This is a genomic window from Streptomyces sp. NPDC002926 (assembly GCF_053591755.1).
The window spans coordinates 567612-592932 of record NZ_JBSFUK010000002.1 but is presented as its reverse complement, the minus strand read 5'-3'; the positions used below and the strand labels follow the sequence as shown (position 1 = coordinate 592932).

Here is a 25321-nt window from a genome sequence, read left to right as displayed (position 1 = left end):
CGCCCCCCCGGGGCCCGCTAGCGACCGCGCCCCCCCCGCGGCGGCTGCGCCCGCCGCCGGCGGGGGGGGCCGCCGCCCCCCCCCGGGGCCCCCCCCCCCCCGGCCCGCCGGGCCGGAGCCCTGCGGGCCTACTTGGCCGGCCAGTCCGTGAGGGTCACGGGACGGTCGGTGAGCACGCGGAGGTTCCCGCCGTCGGCGGCGTCGACGACGTAGACGCCGCCTGTGCCGGTGGAGTCGTCGACGGCGGTGAAGGCGATCCGGGTCCCGTCGGGAGAGAAGACCGGGTTCTGGATGCCGGAGAGAGGCATCGGCCACTGCGGCTCGGTGGAGGCGCCGGTCGCCATATCGGTGATGCGCAGACCGTGTCCGGTGGAGTGGACGACACGCTGCCCGTCGGGGGACCAATCGGCGGGCGTCGACCAGGCCTGGTGGTCGGTCGAGACGGCGCGGACCTCGCGGGTGGCCAGGTCCAGGACGTAGACGTCGGAGCCGTACTCCCAGCCGGTCGGCGTCTCGTACGAGGTGGCCTTCAGGAAGGAGACGCTGCGGCCGTCCGGGGAGAACGTGCCGCGGCTGCCGGAAGTAAGCACCTCGGCACCGGTGCCGTCCGTGGCGATCCACTCCAGCCCGCGTGGGCTGTCGTAGACGATCCGCTTGCCGCTCGGGGCCCAGTCAGGATGTCCGACGTATGGCGCACTGGCATCCTCGGGCTGGACCCCACCGGCCAGGACGCGCCGGTCGCTGCCGTCGGCCTCGGCGATCACCAGATCGCGGGCGTACATACAGCCCTCGTCCTGCGGTACGCATGTGTCCCGCCGCTGGATGTACACCACCTGGGAGCCCTTGGGCGACAGCACCCCGTCCTCCGCCGCCTGGGCGAACGTGGCGGTGACGGATCCGGTCGCCGGGTCCAGCGCAACGCTCGCGGGGGATGCCGCCGAGTAGTCCGTGGCGGTGATCCGGCCGGCCTCCACCGTTCCGCCCGCCGTGGCGGTCCCTGCCAGTGGCAGGCTCGTCGCAACAGCGAGCCCGACGGTGAACGCGGCGTGTGTGAAGCGCATTTGCGCTCCTTCCTTGATTCCGTGGACCGCGTCGCGGTCCCGCTGAACCAAGCGCAAACCGATCAAGAAATGTCACGTCCGGCCCGGTCGGCACAGGGCGGTGCGGTGCCTCTCCCCCGTGCCGCGCGCACGTTGGTCGCCCGGGCGACAGCATCGACCGATCGAAGACGTTGCTGTCGCACCGAAACTGCTCAACCGCGCCTCACCATGAGGACATCTCACCCTCAAGGCCGGCCATGGCTGCGCCAAGTGCCACTGGCTGACGAGGCGTTGAATGGCTGACGTTCGTGGCTGCCGAGGTGCCGGGTCCGTACCCGGAAGACGTGCGAGGTCGACGGCCGGGGTGCTTCGGCAGGACGAGATCCAACCAGGCAGTCGGCAGCCCGAGTTCGACGGGACCGACTGCCTGGCTGAGGCTGTGGAGCGCGGGATCAACCACCTCAATGGGCAGCGCGAGCCGCGGCCACCGGTACGAGAAACCCGCCGTCGGCCACGAAAGCCCTAGTCGATGGTCACCGGCCCGTCGGTCGGCTTGCCGTCCTTCTTCTCCGTGCCCTTCTCAGGCGCAGCCAGGCGGCCCGGAAGGCCCAGCGGACCGTTGTCCTTCTCGTGCCGGTGGTCGGCTCCGCTCAGGTTCTGCCTGACCGAGTCCAGGATCGTCAGTCCCTGGCCGACCAGGCCCGCCGCGATCTCGCCGAGGCCGTCGGCGCCGTTCAGCACATTGACATTGGCGCCGGCGAGGCCGCCCGCGGCCTCCTTCACGATCTGCGGGAGCTGGTCGATCAGCATCCGGTCCAGCGCCACCCGGTCGTACGAGGCGGCGGCCGCGGCCTGGATCTTCATCCGCTCCGCCTCGGCCACGGCCAGCACCCTGATCCGTTCGGCCTCGGCCTCCGCCGGCTTCACGATCTCGGCGACCAGCTGCTGCTGGCGGAGCTGGGCCGCGCGCTGGGCCAGCTCGGTCTGCGCGGCGAGCACCTCCTGCTGGGCGTGCGCCTGCGCCAGCGGCCCGGCTTGCGCCGAGTGGGCCTGTGCGCGGTCCACCTCCGCCGAGTACTCCGCCTTCACCACCGCGGTCTGTCGCGCGTATTCCGCCTGGTTCCGCGCGGCCACCTGCTCCGCCTCGACCGACGCCTGGGTGGCCTGAGCCTGTGCGATCAGGGCCTGTCGCTGGATGGCCGCCTTGTGCGGGGCCGACATCGCGTCGATATAGCCGACATCACCGTCGTCGATCGACTGGATCTGCAGCGAGTCCACGATCAGCCCGATCTTGGCCATCTCGGTCTTCGAGGTCTCCAGGACCTCGGCGGCGAGCTTCTGTCGCTCGGTGACGATCTCCTCGACCGTCATCGAGCCGATGATGGAGCGCAGGTGGCCGGCGAAGATCCGGCCGGTCAGCACCGACATCTGGTCCTGGTCGGAGAGGAATCGCTGACCGGCGTTGACGATGCTCTCGGTGTCATTGCCGACCTTGAAGGCGATAACGGCGCGAACGTGAAGTGCGATGCCCTGCCTGGTGACACAGGTCTCGGTGACCTCGGACTCGCACATCGACAGGGTGAGGAAGCGGGTCTTGCGGAAGATCGGGAGTACGAACTTGCCGTGGCCCGTGACCACTCGGAACGGCGCACCGCCCAGTCCACGCCTGCCACCCGAGATCAACATCGCCTCGTCGGGAGCGGGAACCCGGTAACCGAACATGCTTCGTCTCCTTAACCGGCGCCGGCGGCGCTGCCGCCCAGCGCATCCAACGGATCGGCCCACTCGATGACGTCCACTTGGCGAGTGCCGCGGGATCCGATCACGAGCACGGTCGCCCCCCTCGGCAGGGGGTCTTCGGACCAGGCGAGGAAGGTCTCGGATCCGCCTCTGACCCGCACCAGGATCTCGCCGGGACCGGCGGATCCACGCGTGCCGATGAGCAGCTCTCCGGAACAGCCGATCACGGCCTCGTCCTGTGACACTGTCGGCCGCCCTCCATTGTTCTGGTCCTGAATTCGACCTTAGACCCGGCGGAATCAGCGGCCTATCCTCGGGGCCCCTCTGCTGAACCGCGGTAGATGGTCCGGCCCGGCCGGGGGACCGGTGCGGGTGGCCAATTGCGGGTGGGGCAACGGCGCCGGCCGTAGTTGCCGCTGTCCTGACGAAAACAGACCGAATGCCCCCGACCAGGCGGTTGGGGGCACAAGGGTCACGCTTTCATCGGGCCTGCGGTGCGGCTCTTGCGTCAACTGCTGCGGCGGTACAGGTAGATGCACAGCAGAGGCATGAGCGCCGAGAGCGCCGAGAATATTCGGGGCCAAGCTGGAGGGAGTGCGCGGGATGCCGGGTGCGCGGGATGCCCGCCCGGCGGCACCTATCCAAGCTGTCCGGCTGAGCCCGCGGCCCGCGGATACCGACCGGACAGCGCTGGGCGGAGGCCCGGGCGGCGAGGACACCGCCCCGGCCGCGTGCAGGGTCGGCTCAGGCGTTGGGACGCTTGCCGTGGTTGGCCTTCTTCTTCTTACGGGCGCGTCGCTTGTTGCCTCGTTTGGCCATGGCGCATATCTCCCTGATTCAGGACTTCACATGCCTTCGTGAGTCTAGATTCGGCCCCCGGTGTCCCCATCAGCGGTGACGCGGCCGCACGGGGGCCGGTCGCGTGGCCCGATCAGCCGTGTGAACAACGCCGCGGGGTCACTACGGCTAGCGCGTGGCCGCGTACACGCGGGTGGCGAACTCCGCGATCTGTTCGTCGTTCAGGTTCTTGGCGAGGTTGGCCTCAGTGATCATTCCGACCAGGCTGTGGCCCTTCCTGACATCGATCACCGGCAGCCGCTTGATCTGGTGCGTCTCCATGATCTCCAGCGCTTCGGTGGCGCCCGCATCGGCATCGATCCAGTGCAGGGTCCCGGCCAGGGATCCCGCCTGTACCTCGGCGGGGTCGACGCCTTCGGCACAGCACTTCACCACGATGTCCCGATCGGTGATCAAGCCCGTGAGTCTGTTGTCATCACCGCAGATGGGCAGGCATCCGACGTTCAGGTCGCGCATCATCTTCGCCGCGTCGAACAGCGACTGGTGTGCACCGACGCATTGCACCCCGCTGGACATGATGTCGCGGGCCGTGAGCTTCTGGTTGCTGGCCATGTTTCCTTCTGCCTTCGGCGCGTTGGTCCTCCTCCCACGATCACACGGCCGGGCCGATACCGCCCCCGCTGCGTGACGGGCGGCCCGGGCGCAGTGCGTGTACCGGCCCCGCCGCAGTCTCGGGGTGCTGTGAGCCGCTGGTCGTCGCAGCCTGGATGTATGTCCCGACATCCGCCGATCGTCGTGCACCGGATCGCAGCGTCGGGCGGGCGGCGGGTCACGGTGCGGGACCGGATCATGGGCCTCGCAGACTCCGACCGGGACGTACTGGAGTTCCTGCGCCTTGCAGGGCTGCCCGATACGGAGGAGCTCCTCGACGACCCGACGTGGGTGGAGTGGATCGCTGACCGGCCGCACGAGTACCGCCACCTGGAGATCATGCCGTGACGGCCCCGCTGTCCGATCGCCCTCGGACGGACACCTTCGGCGTGAGCCTGAGCAGATCCAGGGCTTCCTCCCAGCGGAAGCAGCCGGAGCCGCCCGCCTCGTGCTGAGGTTCGTATCCGCTGATCACCACGCCCATCTCACGCAGCCGGCCCAGGCTCTGCCGGTACGCAGGATGAGCGGCCAGGTCCGCGTTCACGCTGGGCAGCACGGCGATGGGGATGCCGGCACCGTAGGCCTCGCACAGCGTGGCCAGGGCCAGGGTGTCGGCAATGCCGGCGGCCCATTTGTTGATGGTGTTGAAGGTGGCCGGGGCCACCGCGATGGCGTCCGGCGGGGGGAAGGGACGCGGGTCGCCGGGGCCGCGCCAGGCGGAGCGGATCGGATTGCCTGTCTGTTCCGCCACGGCCTCGGAGTCGATGAAGCCGAGGCCGTGCGGGGTCGCGATGACGCCGACGTCCCAGTGCTGCTCCTGTGCCGCGGTGATCAGCTCGCCGACATCGCCGGCTGTTCCGGCCGCGCAGACGATGACGTACAGGAACGGCTTCTTCGGCTGCTCGCTCACGCAAGGGCTCCCGTGGACAACTGAGTTGGTGGCGTCCTGGCAGCCTACGGCCGGCGACGGCCCGTGGAGTCGTCGCCGGCCGGGCCTTCGTCCGGAAGCGGTGCGCGGCGGTACCGGCAGGAGCGTCGGCAAGGGTGTACGCCGGAGGAGGCCGCCGGCCGCGCTGTCGCGGCAGGCGGCGCTCTGCGCTCCGGCGTCTTTCCTTCAGGCGGAGGCCGGCCTTGGTTCGGTACTGCGGTACACCGCCAGGGTCCAGATGATGAACAGGTCGATCGCGATCATGATCACCGACCAGACCGGCGCGTACGGAAGGAAGAGGAACTGGGCGACAAGGCTGATCGAGGCCAGGAAGATACCGGTGAACCGTGCCCAGGTGGCGGCCTTGAACAGACCTGCGCCGGTGACGGCGACACAGATGCCGAGGATCAGGTGGATCCAGCCCCAGCCGCTGAGGCTGATGCGGTACACGTAGTTGCCGAGTCGGCCGTACACATCGTCCTCGGCTATCGCGGATATGCCCTGGAGCGCGGCGAGCACACCGCTGCACAGCATCAGTACGGCGGCGAAGACGACGCCGCCCGTCACCCAGCCGCTGTTCGGTTCATCGGGCGGCGGCCCCTTGTACATGGGTGTTCCCATGTCCATCGGGGGTTCCGTGTTCATCGGTGTTCCCACCGGCCGGTCCTGGCTCATGAGTGGTCCCTCTCTCGTCCCGCACGCCGGTCGCGTACCTGGCTTCGAGCGTCGGCCGGGGCACAGCCCACCGCCATACGTGTACACCCGTACGAGTGACGCGCACGGGCACCGGCGGAGGTGGTGCCCGTCGGGCCGTGGCGTCGTGCGCACTTCCTGCGCGACGAGTGCGCCGTTCGGCCGCTGCCGGGTGGCGACGGATCGCCGGGGCGGACGATCGTGGGTGCGACAGCGGCTTCGACGGGACGCGGCACCGGGCGCGGCCCTGGGCGGGAGGCTCACGTGGTGCACCGCACAACAAATGCTGTGCCGCTACGCGTCTGGGGTACAGCCCTCTGTCTTGTAGTCGCCATGACCGTCGTCTACTTCGTGCTTCCGCTCGACGGCTTCGGAGCGCGCCGGCCGGGAGTCAGCTGGACGGTCTTCATCGCGGTGCTCGCCGTCCTCGCGTGCCTGCTTCTGCTGCAGATCAGGAACATTCTGGTCGACAAGCCGGGCAGCCACCCCGTCGTCACCATTCTGCTGCTGATGTTCCTGTCGCTACTGATCTTCTCGGCCACGTACTACGCCCTCGCCCGGAATCAGGGCGCGTTCGTCGGGCTGCAGACGAGACTCGACGCCCTGTACTTCACCGTGGTCACGCTGGCGACCGTCGGCTACGGGGACGTCGTGCCGCAGAGCCAGACCGCCCGACTGGTGACCATGGTCCAGATCCTCTACAGCTTCGTCTTCCTGACTGCCTCCGCGACCGCGGTGACACGTCGGCTGCGCAGCCGAGTCGGTGATCGGCTGGGGCACAACGAGCCGCGGTGACGAGCCGCCGCGACGCCCGGGGGCGGTGGAGGACGCCGGGAGCGGCGAAGCGTGGTGACGCCATTTGGATGTCAGGGGAACCACGGGCGGTGACCGCTCGTTGCCCTCGTGGGCAAAGGAATCGTCAAGAGGCGCGGCCCGCGCCGGATTGCGCAGGGGATTTCCATGGGTGTCAGCCTTTCCAAGGGCGGCAATGTCTCGCTCAGCAAGGAGGCCCCGGGCCTGACCGCGGTCGTCGTGGGCCTGGGCTGGGATGTACGCAGCACCACCGGGACCGACTTCGACCTCGACGCCAGCGCCCTGCTGGTGGATGCGAACGGCAAGGTCGTGTCCGACCAGCACTTCGTGTTCTTCAACAACCTCAAGAGCCCGGAAGGCTCCGTCGAGCACACCGGTGACAACCTCACGGGTGAGGGCGAGGGCGACGACGAGCAGATCAAGGTGAACCTGGCGGGCGTTCCCGTCGAGGTCGACAAGATCGTGTTCCCGGTCTCGATCCACGAGGGCGAGAGCCGTCAGCAGTCCTTCGGCCAGGTGCGCAACGCGTTCATCCGCGTCGTCAACCAGGCCGGCGGCGCCGAGCTCGCGCGTTACGACCTGAGCGAGGACGCCTCGACCGAGACCGCGATGGTCTTCGGTGAGCTGTACCGCAATGCCGCGGAGTGGAAGTTCCGCGCGGTCGGCCAGGGGTACGCCTCCGGGCTGCGTGGTATCGCGCAGGACTTCGGCGTCAACATCTGAGTCGTGTAAGCCTGTTCAAGGGCCTGATCCTCTGCGGGTCAGGCCCTTGTCGCCCTGCCGCCCTCGTCGCCCTGTCCGCCTACCGCCCTCGTCGCCTGTCCGCCCGACGCGCTTCAGACGGTGTACGCGCCTGCCCGCGCCGCGGACTCGGCGGCCGCGGCCGCACGGTCCGCGGTCGCCTCGTCGAGCGGGTCGCCGCCGGTCAGGACCCGCCAGTAGAGCGGGGCTGAGACCGCCCTGATCACTTCCCGGGCGTCGGTCCCCGCCGGCAGATCACCGCGGGCGACGGCTCCTTCGACACACGGCGCCCATTCCCCGATCCGGGTCTCATAGAAGCGGTGGAGTGCCTGCGCGGTTCGTTCGTCGCAGGTGGCGGCGGCGATCACGGCCTTGAGGAGTGGGCCCTGGCGGGGGTCGGTCAGGGTGGCTACGACGAGGCGGGCACAGGCCGCGAGGTCTTCGCCGAGGGAGCCGGAGTCCGTACGCGGTACGGACTGCTCGGACATGTCGGCCAGCAGATCGGCGATCACACCGGTGGTCGTGCCCCAGCGGCGGTAGACCGTCGTCTTGCCCACCTCGGCGCGGCGGGCCACATCGGCGAGGTCGAGGCTGTGGAAACCGTGCTCGACCAGGGCGTCGCCCGCCGCGCGCAGTACGGATGTCCGGACGCGGGCGGTCCGTCCACCGGGCCGGACGGTGCCCGGGTCCGCCGCATGCGCGGATGCGGTCCGGGAAGTCACCACGGGGACTCCAGATTCTTTCCATCGCCGGCGCCTACGGACGCCCATATTAAAGGAACCACAGAACCGTTAAATGCGGCCGGTACCTGCGGACCGGTACATATGGTCGGATCGGGGCAGGTACATGTGGAGGCAGAGGTGGCCGAGAAGATGCAGGAAGACACGCCGATCGACGTACCCGCTGCTGGTACCGAGCGCCCGGCGGCGCCGCCGCTGACGGGCCTGGAGCTGCTGTGGTCCGGCCGGGTCTCCTCTCATGCCGAGGACGCCGCCGCCCACCGGCATCTCCTCGATGCCGACGAGTCGGCGCGCGTCGCGGTTTTCCGCCGATCCGTGGACCGTGACGCGTACACGGTCGCGCATGTGGCGCTGCGCCGGCTGCTCGGCGAACGGCTCGGCCGGCCGCCGGAAGCGATCACGCTCGCGCGCGAACCGTGCACCCACTGCGGCGGACCGCACGGCCGACCCGTCGTTCCCGGCAATGACGTGCACTTCTCGCTCTCGCACAGCGGCGGCCTGGTGATGATCGCCCTGGCCGTACTGCCCGTCGGGGTCGACGTCGAGGGCGTCCCGGACCTCGACACGGTCACCGAGGTCGCGGCCCAGTTGCACCCGGCGGAGCGTAAGGAACTGGCAGCGCTGCCCGCCGAGCAGCGTCCCGCCGCCTTCGCCGGCTGCTGGACCCGCAAGGAAGCCCTGCTGAAGGCAACCGGCGTCGGCCTGAACGAGGATCTGTCCCTCACCTATGTGGGAGCCGGGGTCCAACCGGCCACAAGCGCCGACTGGTTGCTCGCCGACCTGCCCACGGACCCCGGATTCGCGGCCGCGATCGCCGTACATCTCACCGGGCCCGGCGCTCGGCCGCATGCCACCCGCGTGGCGGAGAAGGCCCGCTGACCTTCGCCGTGGGCCCGGTTGGAAGACGGACCGGGCGGGCATATGGCGTCGTTCCGAACGCGAACGTCGAACCACCCGTTCCAACGGCATGCGTTACGTGCGGCCCGGCGGTCTCAGTAACGTTCGACCAGGTGCTCACGACCTGGCGGGGGTTCGTACGCTTCGGGCCAGAAGTCGGTGACGGTTGCTATCCGGCCCTCCTCGTCACCGGTGAAGAAGGTCACCGCGTACATCTCCTCGAGGCCGACCGTGCAGTGGATCCAGGTCACCACCTGGTCGGATCCGGCCACGATCCGCTGTATGCACAGGTGCCAGTCGCCCGGATACTCGCGGTTGAACCTGACATACGCCTCCTTTCCCCGGACCCGCTCGCGGGTCTGCGGCAGGTCGTAGACCACGTCGTCGGCCAGGACGGCCGCGAAGCCGGTCCAGTCGCGGGCCTCGGCCGAGGCCCAGTACGTCTCAACTGCCTTGCTCAGCTCGGTCGGTGCCGTCATACGGCGAGTGTGCAACCCGCCACTGACAATCATGCGCGGGCAGCCTCCGGCGAGGGGTTATCCACAGGCTGCGGATGACGCGAACGGATTGTCGGGGGTCCGGCGCAGAATGGGGTCATGACTGAGATCACCGACTCCACGCCGGACCAGCCCGGCACGCCGGACCGGCACAGCATCCCGGACCTGCCGTCGATGCCCGACTGGGAGAAGCGCTTCCGGGCCCCGCGTGTCTCGCTGCCCGACTGGGCGGAGGACGCGCCGGACCGCTCGCTCTTCGTGTCGAACGCCACGGGGACGTACGAGCTGTACGCCTGGAACCGGTCGACCGGCGAGCAGCGGCAGGCTACGGACCGGCCGAACGGAACGACAGACGGTGTGCTGTCGCCCGACGGCGAGTCGATCTGGTGGTTCTCGGACAGCGACGGGGACGAGTTCGGGATCTGGATGCGGCAGCCCTTCGGCGGCGGCGACGACGAGCCCGCGGCACCCGGACTCGGGCCTTCGTACCCGGCGGGGCTGGCGATCGGCCGGGACGGTACCTCGGTGGTGGGCCGGTCGACCGACGAGGACGGCACCACGATCCATGTCGTGCGGGCGGGTGCGGAGCCGGCCGAGATCTACCGGCACCGGGAGTCGGCCGGGGTCGGCGATCTGTCGCACGACGGGACGCTGATCGCCATCGAGCACACCGAGCACGGGGACGCGATGCACTCGGCGCTGCGGGTGGTGCGCATTGGGGGCACCTCCCACGCCGAAGGCTGTGGGGGAGCCACCACGGTCGCCGAGCTGGACGACACGAAGGGGGGCACGGAGGAACTGGGGCTCGAGGTCCTCGGTTTCGCTCCGCTGGACGGGGACACCCGGCTGCTCGTCGGGCATCAGCGGCGCGGCCGCTGGGAGCCGATGATCTGGGACGTCGCGTCGGGCACGGAGACCGATCTCGCGATCGACCTGCCGGGTGATGTGAACGCCGAGTGGTATCCGGACGGCTCCGGGCTGCTGGTGGCGCACAGCTTCGAGGCGCGCGGCGAACTGTTCCGCTACGACCTGGCGGCGCGCGAGCTGGTGCGGATCGAGACTCCGACCGGTTCGGTCTCGGGCGCGACGGCCCGGCCGGACGGACAGGTGGAGTATCTGTGGTCGTCCGCGGCGCTGCCGCCGCAGGTGCGCTCGACGGCGGGCGGAGTCGTGCTCGATCCGCCGGGGATGAAGGCCCCGGAGTCGGTGCCGGTGGAGGACGCCTGGGTGGAGGGACCCGGGGGCCGTATCCATGCGCTGGTGCAGAAGCCCGCGGGGGCGACAGGACCGCTGCCGACCGTCTTCGAGATCCACGGCGGCCCGACCTGGCACGACAGCGACGCCTTCGCGGCGGGCCCGGCGGCCTGGATCGACCATGGCTACGCGGTCGTGCGGGTCAACTACCGGGGTTCGACGGGCTACGGCAGGGAGTGGACGGACGCACTCAAGCACCGGGTCGGGCTGATCGAGCTCGAGGACATCGCGGCGGTACGGGAGTGGGCGGTGACGTCGGGGCTCGCGGACCCGGCGAAGCTGGTCCTCGCGGGCGGCTCGTGGGGCGGGTATCTGACCCTGCTCGGCCTCGGCACCCAGCCCGAGGCGTGGACGCTGGGGCTGGCGGCGGTGCCGGTCGCGGACTACGTCACGGCGTACCACGACGAGATGGAGGCCCTGAAGGCGATGGACCGCACGCTGCTCGGCGGGACGCCGGAGGAGGTCCCGGAGCGGTTCGAGGCCTCGTCCCCGCTGACGTACGTCGACGCCGTCAAGGCTCCCGTCTACATCTCGGCGGGCGTGAACGACCCGCGCTGCCCGATCCGCCAGGTCGAGAACTATGTGGACCGGCTGGCGGCGCGCGGCGCGGTGCACGAGGTGTACCGGTACGACGCGGGGCACGGCTCGCTGGTGGTGGAGGAGCGGATCAAGCAGGTGCGGCTGGAGATCGCCTTCGCCACCGGTCACCTGGGGCAGGCGGCGAGCCTGGGATAGGGATCCGTGTCCGGCAGGGGGGTGGGCCGAGAGATCGTTGGGCCCGTTCCGTACCGTGGAGGGGTGTACCGGTTCCTGCTGACGCCCCGCTGGTGGGGGATCAATCTCTTCGTCGTGCTGGCGATCCCCTTCTGCGTCTTCATGGGCTCCTGGCAGCTCGGCAAGTTCGAGGACCGCGTCCACACGCACGAGGAGGCCCAGCAGAAGCCCGGCCCCGGTGAGCAGAAGGCCGCGCCCCTCGACGAGCTGCTGCCCGTCGACCAAGCGACGTCGGGGCGACAGGCGACGGCCACCGGACGGTACGGGAAGCAATTCATCGTGCCGGAGCGGGAGTTGGACGGCAGGAGCGGCTCGTATGTGCTGACGATGCTGAAGACCGACGGCGGCCGGATGCTGCCCGTGGTCCGCGGCTGGCTGGCCGAGGGCGGGCGGATCCCCCCTGCACCGGCCGGCCAGGTCACCGTGACCGGTGCGCTACAGGCCTCCGAGTCCCCGAGCACCGACGGGGTGCACGCGGCGGGCGGGCTGCCCAGCGGTCAGCTCGGCATGATCAGCGCGGCCTCGCTGGTGAACCTGGTGCCCGACGATGTGTACGACGCATGGGTCACGCTCGCCAAGGCGGACAGCGGGCTGAAGGCCGTGCCCGCTGTCGCCCCGGAGGGCAGTGGGCTCGATCTCAAGGCATTCCAGAACCTCGGCTACACCGGCGAGTGGTTCGTCTTCGCCGGCTTTGTGGTCTTCATGTGGTTCCGGCTGCTGCGGCGCGAGGCAGAGGCGGCCAGGGACCGGGAACTGGGCCTGGAGCCCGAGCCGGTGTGACGCATGGTGTGACGCATGCGAGGACCGTGGCAGGACGCATGAAGGAGGGGCGGGACCGCCGTAGCGGTCCCGCCCCTCCTTCATGGCCGTACTCGCGTCCTGGCCGTACTCGCGGTACTCGCCGTACCGCGGTGTACCCGCCTACCGCGGTACTCCGCCGTACTCATTGCCGCACGTCTTATCGTTACTGCCGACCGTTACTGCCGGCCGTCACTTCGCGTTCAGGACGCCCGTGCGGTAGATCGTGCCCGAGCATGCGTTGGGGATGGTCGTCTCCGCGCTCGGCGCGCCCGGCTCCGGAATGTGGGTCACCGCGACACTGCCGTCCGACGTCCCACCGTCCTCCCCGACGAACTGGGGCTGGGTGTTGTCCGACGTCATGCCCGGCCCGTTGCTCGCGCCCGAAGGGCCGCCCGTCGAGGGCGAGGGCTCGGGCGAGCCGCCGGAGGTCGGGCAGCTGTCCGTCGGCACCCAGGCGAACTTCACCTCGTACGCCGCGTCCGGCTTCAGCAGCAGCGCTCCGGCCTCCTGCGAGGGGTCGGGCAGTCCGCTCGCCGGGTCGCCCGTCGTGTGCCCGACCACCGTGATCTTCGCGGGGTCCGCGGCACCCTTCGCCTGGAAGGCGACCGTGCCGGCGCCGCTGACCGCACAGTCGGCCTTGGACACGTTGGCGATACGGAAGGTGCCGTACACCTTGCCGTCGGCGTCGGGCTTGGCCGCCTGGGCCGCGCTGACGCCGAGCTGGCTCGCGTCGCAGGGCGGCGAGGTGGCGGCCACGGTGCCCGACGGGTTGGCGCTACCGCCGATGATGCCGTTCGAGTTGCCGTTGCCGGGCTTCTCCCCCGGCGTCCGGCTGGCACCGCCTTCGTTCTGCTCGGTGCCCCGGCCGTCGGCGGAAGGATTGTCCCTGCCGTTCTCGCCGCTGCCGTCGCCCGCCTCGGCCCCGGTGCCGCCCTGCGCCTGTTCGCCGTGTCCGGCGTTGACGGAGCGGGCGCCGTCGCTGTCACTGGAGTTCGCCACATGGACGAAGGCGGGGACGGCGGTGCCGATCAGCAGCGCCGCGGCCGCCGCACCGACGAGCGCCTGCCTCTTCCGGGCGCGCCGCGCGGGAACCGCACTGCGCAGATGGTCGAGGGCGCCGTCCGAGGGCTCGAGATCCTGTACCGCTCCTTGCAGCATCCGGCGCAGGGCCATTTCGTCCCCGCCAAGACCCTCAGCGGGTCCTTGACCGAGGCCGCCCAGCTCATTTTCCGGCCCGTTGTTCACAATTTCGTTTCCAGTCCGGTCGTCAAACGGCCCGTCCGGCCCGTACCTCTCAAACCTGTGCCTGTGCCCGCTCATGCCGTGGCCTCCATGGCGACGCGCAGCGCCGCGATGCCCCGCGAGCCGTACGCCTTCACAGAGCCGAGCGATATACCCAGCGTTTCGGCGACCTGAGCCTCGGTCATGTCGGCGAAGTACCGCAGCACCAGGACTTCGCGCTGGCGTCGTTGCAGTCCGCGCATCGCCTTGATCAGCGCGTCCCGCTCCAGCTGGTCGTAGGCCCCCTCCTCGGCGCTCGCCATGTCCGGCATCGGCTTGGAGAGCAGCTTCAGCCCGAGGATCCGGCGGCGCAGTGCGGAACGGGAGAGGTTCACCACGGTCTGGCGCAGATACGCCAGAGTCTTCTCCGGCTCCCGCACCCGGTTGCGCGCCGAGTGGACGCGGATGAAGGCCTCCTGGACGACGTCCTCGCAGGAGGCCGTGTCGTCCAGCAGGAGAGCCGCGAGACCGAGCAGCGACCGGTAGTGGGCGCGGTAGGTCTCGGTGAGGTGATCGACAGTGGTGCCCGCAGCCATGGTGTCTTCAGCCATGGTTCCTTCAGCGCCCTCGCGCTGGGACGGCATGCGGGTGGTGCGGGGTGCGGGCATAGGAGCGATCACCGGCATGCCGCCGGACGGGCGGGGTCTGCGGAGCGGGCGCACTGCAGCGCCGCGGACCGGGACCACCCTTGTGATGTCGAGAACCTCTGCCACGCCTGTTGGACACGCTTCCCCCCGTCAGGGTTGTACGCGTACGCCACCGTTTTTGACGGTGCTCCAAATGCGCTCATGCGTACCCGCTCTTCCCCAATGCCCCATATTTCGCGGCACCGTGAGGGGCAACCGCAAAGACGCTTCCCACCCAACTGCCGGTTGCAGCAAGGGGGGAAGCGAATCGTCGAACATCCTTGCACCCCGGTTCAAGTGGTACAGACCTTCGACTTGCTCACAGGGCGTACACAGATCTTACAAAGGCCTCCGGTTCCATCGCCCCCCATTAGGCGGAGCGGGATCCAGAGCCGGTGTCGGAGCCGGAGCCGGAGCCGGAGCCGGCTGCGAGCCGCGGCCCGATTTCGGCGGCGACCGCCTCAGCGATCTGCGCGGAGTTCAGCGCCGCCCCCTTGCGGAGGTTGTCGCCGCAGACGAAGAGTTCCAGCGCGCAGACGTCGTCCGGCGCCCGCCGCACCCGGCCCACCCAGGTCGGATCCGTTCCCACCACATCCGCCGGCGTGGGGAAGTCGCCCGCCGCCGGATCGTCGTAGAGCACCACACCGGGCGAGGTCGCCAGAATCTCGTGCGCCCGCTCCACCGTGACCTCGCTCTCGAAGCGCGCGTGCACCGCGAGGGAGTGCGTGGTGATGACCGGTACGCGTACGAACGTCGCCGCCACCCGCAGCCCCGGGAGATCAAGGATCTTGCGGGTCTCGGCCCGCAGCCCCAGTTCCTCCGAGGACCAGCCGCCGTCCTCGAGCGTGCCGGACCAGGGCACCACATTGAGCGCGATCGGTGCCGCGAAGGGTTCGAGGTCGTCGCCCACGGCACGGCGTACGTCTCCGGGACCGGTGCCCAGCTCCGTACCGGCGACCATCGACAGCTGCGCCCGCAGCGCGCCGACGGCGTCCCGTCCCGCGCCGCTGACGGCCTGGTACGAGGAGACCACCAGTTCGCGGAGCCCGAACTCCGCGTGCAGCGCGCCCACTGCCGGAAGCATGGCGAGCGTGGTGTCGTGCGGGCTCGCGACAATGCCGCGCGGCCGGGTCCGTACGGCATGCGGATTGACCTCGGGGACGACCAGCGGCACATCCGGGTCCATCCGGAAGGCCGCCGAGTTGTCCACGACCACCGCGCCCTTGGCCGCGGCGACCGGCGCCCAGCGCTCGGACACCTCTGCCGGTACGAGGAAGAGCGCGACGTCGACGCCCTCGAGGGCTTCTTCGCTCAGCGCGACGACCTCGGTCTCCTCGCCGCGCACGGCCAGCTTGCGGCCGGCGGAGCGCGGCGAGGCGAGGAGTCGTATGTCGCCCCAGATGTCGGCGTGCTGCGACAGGATCTGGAGCATCACAGCGCCGACGGCTCCGGTCGCTCCGAGGACCGCGAGCGTCGGCTTGCGGGTCATCGCCCGGTGCCTCCGTAGACGACCGCCTCGTCGGAGTCGCTGTCGAGACCGAAGGCCGAGTGCACGGCGCGTACGGCCTCGTTGACGTCGTCGGCGCGGGTAACCACCGAGATCCGGATCTCCGAGGTGGAGATCAGCTCGATGTTCACGCCCGCGTCGGACAGCGCCTCGAAGAAGGAGGCGGTGACGCCGGGGTTGGTCTTCATACCGGCGCCCACGAGCGAGATCTTGCCGATCTGGTCGTCGTAGCGCAGCGATTCGAAGCCGATCCCGGCCTTCGCCTTCTCCAGGGCGTCGATGGCCTTGCGGCCCTCGGTCTTGGGGAGGGTGAAGGAGATGTCGGTCAGCGCGGTGGCGGCCGCCGAGACGTTCTGGACGACCATGTCGATGTTGATCTCGGCGTTCGCGATCGTACGGAAGATGGCCGCGGCCTCGCCCGGCTTGTCCGGCACTCCGACGACCGTGACCTTGGCCTCGGAGACGTCGTGGGCGACTCCGGAGATGATGGCGTGCTCCACCTGCTGGTCCCCTTGCGGCTCGTTGCTGACCCAGGTTCCGCGCAGCCCGGAGAAGGACGAGCGGACGTGGATCGGGATGTTGTATCGGCGTGCGTACTCGACGCAGCGGTGCAGTAGCACCTTGGAGCCGGAGGCGGCGAGCTCCAGCATGTCCTCGAAGGAGATCCAGTCGATCTTCTGCGCCTTCTTCACGACCCGCGGGTCGGCGGTGAAGACGCCGTCGACGTCGGTGTAGATCTCACAGACCTCGGCGTCCAGCGCTGCGGCGAGGGCGACGGCGGTGGTGTCGGAGCCGCCCCGGCCGAGGGTGGTGATGTCCTTCTTGTCCTGGGACACACCCTGGAAGCCGGCGACGATGGCGATATTGCCCTCGTTGAGCGCCGTACGGATCCGACCCGGCGTCACATCGATGATGCGCGCTTTGTTGTGGACCGAGTCCGTGATGACGCCTGCCTGGCTGCCGGTGAACGACTGGGCCTCGTGGCCCAGGCTTTTGATCGCCATGGCAAGCAGGGCCATGGAGATCCGCTCTCCTGCGGTCAGCAGCATGTCGAATTCGCGCCCGGCAGGGATCGGGGATACCTGCTCGGCGAGATCGATCAGCTCGTCCGTCGTGTCGCCCATCGCGGATACCACGACGACCACCTGGTGGCCGTTCTTCTTGGCATCGACGATTCGCTTGGCGACGCGCTTGATGCCCTCGGCATCGGCAACGGAGGAACCTCCGTACTTCTGCACGACAAGGCCCACGTGCGCTCCTCGCTCGGTTCAGTACTGCAGTCGTTGCTGCAGTCACTACTGCGGTCGGCTCAGTCTAACGAGCGGCCGCCCTCCGCCCCGGTGGTATCACATCGTGAGATGTCCCGCTCACTCCGTGATCATGGGGCGGAGGCCACGGCCGCTCGGACCGACTCCTGCCCGGGCTCAGGCACAGTACGCGGAGTGTGGGGCGGCTCACATGCCGACCGCGAACGCGTCACATGCCGATCGGATACGTACGCACGTCCCGCCTGTCGTGACGCTGCCGATGTCACCGCAGGGTCCGGCCCGGCGGCGGCGACGCCAACTCCCGTCCTTGCGAGCGTTTTGGCTGCTCTGCGATCAGGTGACCGTGCGCAGGCCCAGCGGGCCCGCCAGCTCCTCCGCCATGACCTTGCCGGCCTCCTCGGCCAGTGCCTCCTCGGCCAGGTCCTCGTCCGTGTCCAGGCCGTCCAGCTCGTCCAGCGGCTGGTCGAGGCGGACATGGGCGACCAGCGACTGCAGGGCGCGCAGCGTCGCGGACGCGGTCGGGCCCCAGTTGGAGAAGTACGAGAACTGCCACCACCACAGCGCCTCGCTGACCCGGCCCGCGCGGTAGTGGGCCAGGCCGTGGCGCAGGTCGGTGACGATGTCCGCGAGGTTGTCGGAGATCCGGCAGGCGACCGGGGCCTTGCGCGGCTCGTACGGGTCGAAGACCTCGGAGAAGATGTCCACCGGGTCCAGCAGCACCGCGAACCGCTCGCGCAGGTCGGTGACGTCCAGGTCCGGGCCGGTGTCCGGTTCGTACCGCTCGTCCGGGACGATGTCCTCGTGTGCGCCCAGCCGGCCGCCTGTCAGCAGGAGTTGCGAGATCTCCAGCAGCATGAACGGCACCGCGCTGTCGGGCTCGTCACCCTTCGCGACTTCCGTGGTCGCGACGATGAAGGATTCGATCGAGTCGGCGATCTGGACCGCGAAGGAGTCCGGGTCCTGGCTAGTGGCGTGCAGTGTGGCGTCAGACATCGAGAAGTCGTCTCCCCTCGAAGGCACGCCCGAGCGTGACCTCGTCGGCGTATTCCAAGTCTCCCCCCACAGGGAGACCGCTGGCCAGCCGCGTGACCCTCAGTCCCATCGGCTTGACCATGCGTGCCAGGTAGGTGGCGGTGGCCTCGCCCTCCAGATTGGGGTCCGTGGCCAGGATCAGTTCGGTGATCGTTCCGTCGGCGAGACGGGCAAGCAACTCGCGAATCCGCAGGTCGTCGGGGCCCACGCCCTCAATGGGGCTGATGGCCCCGCCGAGCACGTGGTAGCGGCCCCGGAACTCGCGGGTCCGCTCGACCGCGACGACATCCTTCGGCTCCTCCACCACGCAGATGACCGACTGGTCGCGGCGCGGGTCGCGGCAGATGCCGCACTGCTCCTGCTGCGCGACATTGCCGCACACCGAGCAGAAGCGGACCTTGTCCTTCACCTCGAGGAGAGCGTGTGCGAGGCGTCGGACGTCGGTCGGCTCGGCCTGCAGGATGTGGAAGGCGATCCGCTGCGCGCTCTTGGGACCGACGCCGGGCAGCCTGCCCAGTTCGTCGATGAGGTCCTGAACCACGCCTTCGTACAACGGAACGCCTCTCCTGGACTGCTTTGACGCTTACGGTAGTTGCTGGGCCGCGCTGTTAGAAGGGCAGGCCCGGCATGCCGCCCAGCCCCTGGGCGAGCGGGCCGAGTTTCTGCTGCTGCAGCTGCTGCGCGTTCTCGTTCGCGGCCTGGACGGCGGCGACGACGAGGTCGGCGAGGGTCTCGGTGTCCTCGGGGTCGACGGCCTTGGGGTCGATGACGAGGCCGCGCAGCTCGCCGGAGCCGGTGACGGTGGCCTTCACCAGGCCGCCGCCCGCCTGACCGTCGACCTCGGTCTGTGCCAGCTCTTCCTGCGCCTGTGCGAGATCCTGCTGCATTTTCTGGGCCTGCTGGAGGAGCTGCTGCATATTGGGCTGGCCACCACCGGGAATCACGGTCACTCCTGGCATTTCGACGACGATTGTTCGGTAAGCCGAGCCTACGTGGTCACCGGGCAGCCCGCCCCACCCTGCAATGACCAACTCTTTCGAGTGATCTTCGAGCCGGCGGGGCGGATCGCCCCTATCGATCGAGACCCTCGTGCGGGCGGAAATACGGGGCTTTCCGGACCACGGCCCACCATTCGGCGGTAGGAAGGGCATACACATCAGGATGCGCGCGCGCACCGTACGTCACGCAGTGTTACGTCAGTCGTCGCGTCTGTTGTCGCGTCTGTTGTCAGTCGTAGAGGAGTGCAAGGGTGAGCCAGCCGGAGATGCAGCCCGGGGGGCCGGCCCGGGAGGAGCGTGGCGAAGCGCCGCGCGGTGATCTGACTGGAATGCCGTTTCCGCTCGGCGACTGGGGAGAGCCGGCGGAGCGCCTCGACGAGCTCTACAGATGGGTCGAGGCGGCGGGGCTGCGCACGGCGGAGTGGTACCTGGCGGACCGCGTGTGGAAGCGGCGTACGGCGCGTGTGCTGCGGATCGGTACGGCTCTGGGGGTGATCGCCGGGACGGCGCTCCTCCTGCTCGATCTGACGGCCGCGCTGGACGGCGCTTCGGGCTGGGGGTATCTGTCACTGCTGCTGGGTGCGGCGTGCCTGGCCTGCGACCGGTATTTCGGGCTGACTTCGGGCTGGATAAGGAATGTCGCGACGGCGCAGAGGGTGCAGCGCAGACTGCAGGCGCTGCAGTTCGAATGGGCGTCGGAGTGCGTACGCGAGGTGCTGGGCCCGACGGAGGGCACGGCGAGCGAGGCGTCGGAGCGGTGCCTCGGGGTACTGCGCAGGTTCTCGGAGGACGTCACGGAGCTGGTGCGTTCGGAGACCGCCGACTGGATGGCGGAGTTCCGTCCGGGCGGGCCCGCGCCGCTGGTGATGCAGTCGATGAGTCCGGGCCCGGGACGGCCGGACACGGGGCCGGCACCGGGACGGGTGCCGTTGCCGCCGGGTACGCGGCCGAACATGCCGCGCCAGCGCCCGCCGGAGACGCCGCGCTGAGGTGGGGTGGGGCCCCGGGTGCGGGGCCCCTGCGGTGCGGGTGTGTCCTCCGTCGCCGGGCGGGCCGGAGTCGCGGCCGGGCCGGTCTTCGGAATGCAGGGTTCGGACAGTCGGGTTCGGACAGCCGGGTTCGGGCAGTCAGGCTTTCCGTCGGCGCACGATCGCCCGGGTCAGGATCGGCGGGAGCAGGTCCCTGACCAGGCGGCGGATGCGGGAGCGGGGCGGGCGCGGAGGTGTGGCCGCCGCGGGCACGAGCGGCGCGGAGGCGGCCACGCGCGGCTCAGCGGCCGGCTCGGGCGCCGAATCCGGCTCCTGCTCATGGCGGGACCGCGGCTGCGCAGGCACCTTCGCCTTCGTGCCCTTGATCCGGATCAGCGGGCGGCCCGCCACCTCCTCCACCCCGTGCCAGAGGTCCTCACGCGTACCCAGCCACGCCAGCAGCGCCTCCCGCACCGGCGCGGGGTCGCCCCATGTGCCGTACAGCTTTGTGCCCGTGATGCAGATCGGCTTCAGGCCCGTCGTGGGCACCGCGCCCCACACCGCCGCCGAGACGCCCGGACAGTGCTCGGCGCGGAAGTCGTCGAAGGCCACGATGCCCTCGGGCTGCAGCAGCTCCCGCGCCGCCTCGATGTCGCCGTGGACATGCTCGTAAAGATGCGAGGCGTCGACGTGTACGAAGCGGCAGCTGCCGGGGCCGACCCTGGAGGTGATCACCGAGGTCGGCGCCTGCACCAGCGTGGGCAGCGTGTCGTGGAACGACAGGTAGTTCGCCTCGAAGGCACGGCGCGTGAGCGTCGAGTACGACCGGCCCATCTCCGCGCTGTTGGGGTCGTCCGGCGCCGGGGAGTCCCAGAGGTCGCAGACCGTGAACTCCTCCCCGTCCCGCAGATACCCACCCACGAAGATCGCGCTCTTGCCCAGATACGCGCCGAGCTCGAGCAGATCCCCACGGCCCTGCGGATCCGTGTCCCGCTGATGGGTCAGGAACCAGTCGAAGAGCAGCTGGTCGGCGGGCCAGAACCAGCCCTTGACGTCCGCGAAACGCCTCGGCCTGGGAAGTTCCTCCACAGTTCCCTTCACGGTCGGGTCCGCGGTCGGGTCCGCAGGCCGGTCCGCGGTCTCGTCCACGTGCTCCCCCGCGGTCGCCACCGCGGGGGACTGTGCCGGAGTACTCGTCTGTGACATGCCCCCGGTCCTACCGGGCCGAGATGACCCGGAGCTTAAGGCCGCGCGTTCAACGGATGGCGTCAGCTGAAAATGATCATTGAGCCCTGGCCGAGGCTCCGCGTGGCCGCCGCGTGCAGTCCCAGCCACACATGGCGTTCCCGGGCGAACGGACTCTCGTCGTACGGAATCGGGCCCGCCGGCTCCTCCAGCGAGGTGGGGCGGTCCGGCGGCTGCGGCGCGTCCGGCGGGTTCGCCGGGTCGATGCCGATCGACGGCGCGACATACTCCAGTTCCCGCAGCAGACCCTGCGTGGAGCCCAGCGGGCCGCCGCCCGCCAGCAGTTCGTCATTGGACAGCGGGGAGCCGAAGTCCACGGGGACGTACGCGCCCGCATGGTCGTAGTGCCAGACCAGATGCGACTGCTGGGCCGTCGACTCGAACATCTCCAGCAATTGCTCGTAGTCACCGCCCAGTTCGTCCACCGGCGTCACCGCGAGACCGCACAGCTGCAGCAGATACGCGCGGCGCAGGAAGTGCAGCGCGTCGTAGTCGAAGCCCGCGACCGGCGCCACATCGCCCGAGAGGCCCGGCATATAGGCGAATACGGGGACCGTGGGCAGGCCGGCATCGGTGAGGGCCTTGTCGTAGGACGCGATCTCTTCGGCGAAGGGATTGTCGGGGCTGTGGCACAGCACATCGACGAGGGGGACCAACCACAGGTCACAGGCCAAGGGAAGGCTCGCTCTCCAATGGGATCGGGCACGGTGTCGGGCGAGGTCGTGCGATGGTCGGGACAGCGTAATGCCACGGATACATTCGGCGAAGGGGGCCGGTCATCTGCCTGTCCGAACGGAATCCTTCGGGTCCCGCAGATCCCATACCCACACTCCGCCCACCCGCTTCCCCGGCTGCCCGAGCAGTTTCTCCACGGTCGCATACAGCGCCCCGTCGTTGTACTGCGGCTCCAGCACCACCACGCCCGCCTTCCACGCCGCCAGATCGCCGCGCGCCTGCGCCTGCCAGTTGCGGCCGATCACCGGGACGCGCCCGTTGTTGCGGACGTCGTTGAGGAGGTTGGAGGTGTGTCGGGGCGTCGCGCCGTAGATACCGATACGGTCCGGTCCCCACGGCCCGTTGAAGTAGCCGCCGGCGACCGGGAAGCCGAGCCCGGTGGCCGACTGCCAGTGCAGCGCCTCCGCGCTGCCGGGAGTCGGCAGCGGCACGGTCACCACCGACTCGCCCTCGGATACGTAGGCGCGGTACATCCCTTGCGTGATGAACGCCGGGATCTCGGACCGCTCCCGCACCGGATACGGCGTCGGCAGCACCGGCAGCAGGGCCGCGGCCACCGCCGCGAGTCCCACCACCTGGTTCACGCGATCCCGCGTGGCCAGCAGCCGGTCCGCGGCCAGCGCGAGCAGCACTCCGAGCACCGGCGCGCAGATCATCGCGACCCGCGACTCGATGACCGATTCGAAGAGCGGCTGATGTGCGAGCGCCCGCCACGGACCCGTGAGCACGGTGTCCGTGTACGGGATACGGAACCTGGGTCCGAGCGACAGGAACGCCGCGGCGAGGGCGGTGAACGCCAGCGCCTTGACCGCCGCGAGCCGCCACAGCCGCACCACGATCGCCGCCGCCAGCGCGATCAGCGGCCAGCCGAAGAAGGCGTTCTGCTCGGTGCGGTTCATCGCGAGCGGGTCCGCGCCCTCGTCGGAGCCCAGCAGCGAGCGGCCCGCGAACTCCAGGAAGGCGAGCGGGCTGTTTCCCGCGTTGTCGCCGTGCAGCACGCTCTTGTAGCTCTGCGGGCCGAAGAACTGCCAGCCCAGCGGGACGGCGACGAGCGGCAGACAGACCACGGCCGCGATACCGAGCCCGCGCAGCAGCGGCCGCAGGGCCGCCCGTGCCACATCGCGGCGCAGCAGCGCGTACGAGAGCGCGAAGAGCAGCATGCCGATCGACGCGAGCAGCAGCGGCTCCTCGCCGAGGAAGATCTGGTACGTCGCGAACAGCCCGAGCAGCACCCCGTCGCGTACGACATTGCGGCCCTCGCACAGCCGCAGCGCCCGGTCGATGATCACCGGGATCATGAAGAGCACAAGGAAGTTGGGATGCGCGTTGCCGTGCGAGATCATCGGCGGCGCGAAGGCCGCGAAACCACCGCCGACGGCGGCCGCCCACCGGTTCTTCACCAGCCGCCGGGCGATCAGCCAGTACCAGGCGACGGCGGTCGCGGCGAGCCCGAGGGTGAGCACCAGCGCCCAGGTGACCGTCGGCCCGAGCAGCAGAGTCACCGGCGTGAGCGGGACGGAGAGCCCGAGCATGACGGTGTTCGCCATCAGGTTCACACCGTCGGGATAGCCCTGCAGCGTCGTGAACAGCGGGTTCCGCAGATGCGCGACATTGTCGGCGGTGACCGCGAAGAACCACTCCCACTGGTTCTGGTCCTGCCCCGAGTCGGCGAGGTAGCCGCGGTCGAGGTCGGTCCACAGCCCCTTGTAGAGCAGTACGGAGGCGAGGAGGAAGAATCCGGTGACGGCGAGGTCCGCCCGCCGCAGGGCACGCGCGCGCAGCCGCAGCAGCTCCAGCAGCACCTTGCCGTAGTCCAGTGGCCTGACCTTGGAGCCCGCCTGGTGCGACCAGCGCACCGGGACCTCCGTGACCGGCCAGCCCGCGCGCCGGAAGAACCGGAGAATCTCGACGTCGATGCCCCATCCGTCGAGCCGTGAATCGGCGAAGGCCGCCCGGGCCTTGTCTCCGTCGAAGAGCTTGAAGCCGCACTGGGTGTCGTGGATGCCGGAGACGGCGACGGCACGTATGAGCCGGTTGCCCATCCGGCCGAGCCATTCGCGCATCCGTCGCTGGTGCACCTCGATCTGGGAGTCGGGGTGCGCGCGCGAACCGATCGCCGCCGCGCTGTCCTCCGCGGCGAGCTGCTTGTCGAGCCGGTCCAGCTCCTCGATGGGGGTCGCGAGGTCCGCGTCGGTGATCAGGACGCGCCGGCCGTACGAGGCGAGCACCCCGAGGCGCAGTGCGCTGCCCTTGCCGCGGTTGCCGTTGCTGGAGACCAGGTGGATGCGCGGCTCCTCGGCCGCGGCCTCCTGGGCGATCTTCGCGGTGGCGTCGCTGGAGCCGTCGTCGACGACGATCAGCTCCCAGTCGCCCCAGCGGCCCGGTTCCGCGCGCAGATGCGCGCAGATCGCGTCCAGGGTGGGCCGCAGCCGGCCCTCCTCGTTGTACGCCGGAACGACGACGCTCAGGTCCACGCCGGCACCGGCGTTCGCCCTCGCTCTCAGATCAACGCCCACGTCCGCGCTCACCGTTCCAGCCGATCCGCCCACGCGAGCGCATGGTCGTTGTACGCGCGGATGACGGCGCGCACGGGCTCGGCCTCGCCGGAGGTGACGGCGTCCACCAGGTCCTCGTGCCCGCTCCACAGCCAGTCCCGCAGCTCCGTGTCGCTCCGCAGATACGGGACGGCGAACACCCAGGCCTGGACCCGCAGCCGGTGCAGGAAGTCGGATATGTAGCGGTTGGCGACGACCGAGCTGAGCTCGTGCCAGAAGCGCAGGTCATATCCGATGAGGATGTTCAGGTCCCCGATGCGCGCCGCGCGGGCGGCCTCCTCGGCCCGGCGGCGTACGGACTCCAGCGCCTGGCCGTGCACTCCGGTCGAGCCGCGCAGGTCGACACGGCGGAAGATGCCGTCCACGATCAGCGAACGCGCCTCGACCATGCCGCGGTAGTCGTCGACCGAGAACCGGTGCACTTTGAAGCCCCGGTGCTGGTCGGAGTCGAGCAGTCCCTGGGCGGAGAGGTCGACGAGGGCTTCCCTGACGGGGGTCGCGGAAACGCCGTACTGCTCGGCGATCTGCTTGACAGTGAATTCCTGTCCGGGCCGCAAACGCCCGGCGAGCACCTCGTCACGCAGCGCGTCCGCGATCTGCTGCCGCAGGGTGTTGCGGGTGACAGCGGTACTGCTGCCGGTACCGCGCATCGTGGCCTTCTCCTTCACCAGGGGTCCCGGACACGATAGGCCAGGGCGGGATGCACCGGGCGCGGGCGTACGGTCCTGACGGTGTCCAG

The 25321-nt window shown here is 69.8% G+C and carries 27 protein-coding genes; 7 read left to right on the top strand and 20 right to left on the bottom strand.

What is annotated here, in order from left to right; translation table 11 throughout:
* Positions 1–128: 128 nt before the first annotated feature.
* The 5 genes from ACWDZ6_RS06045 to ACWDZ6_RS06025 form a co-directional block, all read right to left on the bottom strand.
* The gene (locus ACWDZ6_RS06045) at positions 129–1061 is read right to left on the bottom strand and encodes a hypothetical protein (RefSeq protein ID WP_451501853.1); all 933 of its coding nucleotides are present in this window, start codon (positions 1059–1061) and stop codon (positions 129–131) included.
* A 501-nt stretch (positions 1062–1562) separates the two neighbouring features.
* Positions 1563–2762 carry a flotillin family protein gene (locus tag ACWDZ6_RS06040; protein ID WP_451501852.1) on the bottom strand — a complete coding sequence of 400 codons (1200 nt, stop codon included), beginning with the start codon at positions 2760–2762 and terminating at the stop codon, positions 1563–1565.
* 11 nt (positions 2763–2773) lie between these two features.
* Positions 2774–3025 (bottom strand): hypothetical protein, encoded by a 252-nt coding sequence (locus ACWDZ6_RS06035; RefSeq protein ID WP_326651539.1) that lies wholly within the window; start codon positions 3023–3025, stop codon positions 2774–2776.
* Positions 3026–3524: 499 nt separating this feature from the next.
* Complete coding sequence (locus ACWDZ6_RS06030) at positions 3525–3599, bottom strand: 50S ribosomal protein bL37 (protein WP_100661309.1); 75 nt, start codon at positions 3597–3599, stop codon at positions 3525–3527.
* Between the two features lie 147 nt (positions 3600–3746).
* On the bottom strand, positions 3747–4190 hold the full coding sequence (locus ACWDZ6_RS06025) for a CBS domain-containing protein (RefSeq protein ID WP_389179191.1): 444 nt from the start codon (positions 4188–4190) through the stop codon (positions 3747–3749).
* A 159-nt stretch (positions 4191–4349) separates the two neighbouring features.
* Here ACWDZ6_RS06025 and ACWDZ6_RS06020 point away from each other — a divergent pair, with 159 nt between their 5' ends.
* The gene (locus tag ACWDZ6_RS06020; RefSeq protein ID WP_366733721.1) at positions 4350–4577 is read left to right on the top strand and encodes a hypothetical protein; all 228 of its coding nucleotides are present in this window, start codon (positions 4350–4352) and stop codon (positions 4575–4577) included.
* On the opposite strand, the gene ACWDZ6_RS06015 is transcribed toward ACWDZ6_RS06020, so the two are convergent.
* Positions 4567–5139 (bottom strand): flavoprotein, encoded by a 573-nt coding sequence (locus ACWDZ6_RS06015; RefSeq protein WP_451501851.1) that lies wholly within the window; start codon positions 5137–5139, stop codon positions 4567–4569. The two genes, ACWDZ6_RS06020 and ACWDZ6_RS06015, sit on opposite strands and share 11 nt — an antisense overlap.
* A 204-nt stretch (positions 5140–5343) precedes the next feature.
* Positions 5344–5802 (bottom strand): DUF7144 family membrane protein, encoded by a 459-nt coding sequence (locus ACWDZ6_RS06010; RefSeq protein ID WP_451501850.1) that lies wholly within the window; start codon positions 5800–5802, stop codon positions 5344–5346.
* A gap of 381 nt (positions 5803–6183) precedes the next feature.
* Between ACWDZ6_RS06010 and ACWDZ6_RS06005 the strand changes: the two genes are divergently transcribed.
* On the top strand, positions 6184–6645 hold the full coding sequence (locus ACWDZ6_RS06005; RefSeq protein ID WP_451501849.1) for a potassium channel family protein: 462 nt from the start codon (positions 6184–6186) through the stop codon (positions 6643–6645).
* Positions 6646–6810: 165 nt separating this feature from the next.
* Positions 6811–7386 carry a TerD family protein gene (locus ACWDZ6_RS06000; RefSeq protein WP_451501848.1) on the top strand — a complete coding sequence of 192 codons (576 nt, stop codon included), beginning with the start codon at positions 6811–6813 and terminating at the stop codon, positions 7384–7386.
* Positions 7387–7499: 113 nt separating this feature from the next.
* Here the strand turns inward: ACWDZ6_RS06000 and ACWDZ6_RS05995 are convergent, their stop codons facing one another.
* Positions 7500–8129 carry a TetR/AcrR family transcriptional regulator gene (locus tag ACWDZ6_RS05995; protein ID WP_451501847.1) on the bottom strand — a complete coding sequence of 210 codons (630 nt, stop codon included), beginning with the start codon at positions 8127–8129 and terminating at the stop codon, positions 7500–7502.
* Between the two features lie 135 nt (positions 8130–8264).
* On the opposite strand from ACWDZ6_RS05995, the gene ACWDZ6_RS05990 reads away from it, so the two are divergent.
* Positions 8265–9023 carry a 4'-phosphopantetheinyl transferase family protein gene (locus ACWDZ6_RS05990; protein WP_451501846.1) on the top strand — a complete coding sequence of 253 codons (759 nt, stop codon included), beginning with the start codon at positions 8265–8267 and terminating at the stop codon, positions 9021–9023.
* Positions 9024–9136: 113 nt separating this feature from the next.
* Here ACWDZ6_RS05990 and ACWDZ6_RS05985 read toward each other — a convergent pair whose 3' ends face one another.
* Complete coding sequence (locus ACWDZ6_RS05985; protein WP_451501845.1) at positions 9137–9520, bottom strand: nuclear transport factor 2 family protein; 384 nt, start codon at positions 9518–9520, stop codon at positions 9137–9139.
* 117 nt (positions 9521–9637) lie between these two features.
* Between ACWDZ6_RS05985 and ACWDZ6_RS05980 the strand changes: the two genes are divergently transcribed.
* Both ACWDZ6_RS05980 and ACWDZ6_RS05975 read left to right on the top strand, forming a co-directional pair.
* The gene (locus ACWDZ6_RS05980) at positions 9638–11527 is read left to right on the top strand and encodes a prolyl oligopeptidase family serine peptidase (RefSeq protein WP_451501844.1); all 1890 of its coding nucleotides are present in this window, start codon (positions 9638–9640) and stop codon (positions 11525–11527) included.
* Positions 11528–11590: 63 nt separating this feature from the next.
* Positions 11591–12346 (top strand): SURF1 family protein, encoded by a 756-nt coding sequence (locus ACWDZ6_RS05975; RefSeq protein ID WP_451501843.1) that lies wholly within the window; start codon positions 11591–11593, stop codon positions 12344–12346.
* Between the two features lie 210 nt (positions 12347–12556).
* Here ACWDZ6_RS05975 and ACWDZ6_RS05970 read toward each other — a convergent pair whose 3' ends face one another.
* The 7 genes from ACWDZ6_RS05970 to ACWDZ6_RS05940 form a co-directional block, all read right to left on the bottom strand.
* On the bottom strand, positions 12557–13525 hold the full coding sequence (locus ACWDZ6_RS05970; protein WP_451501842.1) for a hypothetical protein: 969 nt from the start codon (positions 13523–13525) through the stop codon (positions 12557–12559).
* A gap of 158 nt (positions 13526–13683) precedes the next feature.
* Entirely contained in the window at positions 13684–14274 is a 591-nt protein-coding gene (locus ACWDZ6_RS05965) for a SigE family RNA polymerase sigma factor (protein ID WP_326651527.1), read from the bottom strand.
* A gap of 370 nt (positions 14275–14644) precedes the next feature.
* A complete protein-coding gene (locus ACWDZ6_RS05960; RefSeq protein ID WP_451501841.1) occupies positions 14645–15763 on the bottom strand; it encodes an aspartate-semialdehyde dehydrogenase in 1119 nt (372 codons plus the stop codon).
* Positions 15760–17031, bottom strand: a complete 1272-nt coding sequence (locus ACWDZ6_RS05955; RefSeq protein ID WP_366733713.1) for an aspartate kinase — start codon at positions 17029–17031, stop codon at positions 15760–15762. Before ACWDZ6_RS05955 ends, ACWDZ6_RS05960 begins: the two co-directional genes overlap by 4 nt.
* A gap of 351 nt (positions 17032–17382) precedes the next feature.
* Positions 17383–18042, bottom strand: coding sequence for a DUF5063 domain-containing protein (locus ACWDZ6_RS05950; RefSeq protein WP_351454996.1), 660 nt, complete (start codon positions 18040–18042; stop codon positions 17383–17385).
* A complete protein-coding gene (recR, locus tag ACWDZ6_RS05945) occupies positions 18035–18634 on the bottom strand; it encodes a recombination mediator RecR (protein WP_366733712.1) in 600 nt (199 codons plus the stop codon). The genes ACWDZ6_RS05950 and recR overlap by 8 nt, the downstream gene beginning before the upstream one ends.
* Before the next feature lie 55 nt (positions 18635–18689).
* Entirely contained in the window at positions 18690–19025 is a 336-nt protein-coding gene (locus tag ACWDZ6_RS05940) for a YbaB/EbfC family nucleoid-associated protein (RefSeq protein WP_451501920.1), read from the bottom strand.
* Positions 19026–19330: 305 nt separating this feature from the next.
* Here ACWDZ6_RS05940 and ACWDZ6_RS05935 point away from each other — a divergent pair, with 305 nt between their 5' ends.
* Entirely contained in the window at positions 19331–20068 is a 738-nt protein-coding gene (locus ACWDZ6_RS05935) for an SLATT domain-containing protein (RefSeq protein ID WP_451501840.1), read from the top strand.
* 138 nt (positions 20069–20206) lie between these two features.
* Here the strand turns inward: ACWDZ6_RS05935 and ACWDZ6_RS05930 are convergent, their stop codons facing one another.
* The 4 genes from ACWDZ6_RS05930 to ACWDZ6_RS05915 form a co-directional block, all read right to left on the bottom strand.
* Complete coding sequence (locus ACWDZ6_RS05930; protein WP_451501839.1) at positions 20207–21253, bottom strand: class I SAM-dependent methyltransferase; 1047 nt, start codon at positions 21251–21253, stop codon at positions 20207–20209.
* 62 nt (positions 21254–21315) lie between these two features.
* Entirely contained in the window at positions 21316–21966 is a 651-nt protein-coding gene (locus ACWDZ6_RS05925; RefSeq protein ID WP_326651519.1) for a hypothetical protein, read from the bottom strand.
* 102 nt (positions 21967–22068) lie between these two features.
* Complete coding sequence (locus tag ACWDZ6_RS05920) at positions 22069–24555, bottom strand: dolichyl-phosphate beta-glucosyltransferase (RefSeq protein WP_451501838.1); 2487 nt, start codon at positions 24553–24555, stop codon at positions 22069–22071.
* On the bottom strand, positions 24552–25232 hold the full coding sequence (locus ACWDZ6_RS05915) for a GntR family transcriptional regulator (protein ID WP_366733708.1): 681 nt from the start codon (positions 25230–25232) through the stop codon (positions 24552–24554). Before ACWDZ6_RS05915 ends, ACWDZ6_RS05920 begins: the two co-directional genes overlap by 4 nt.
* Between the last annotated feature and the right edge of the window lie 89 nt (positions 25233–25321).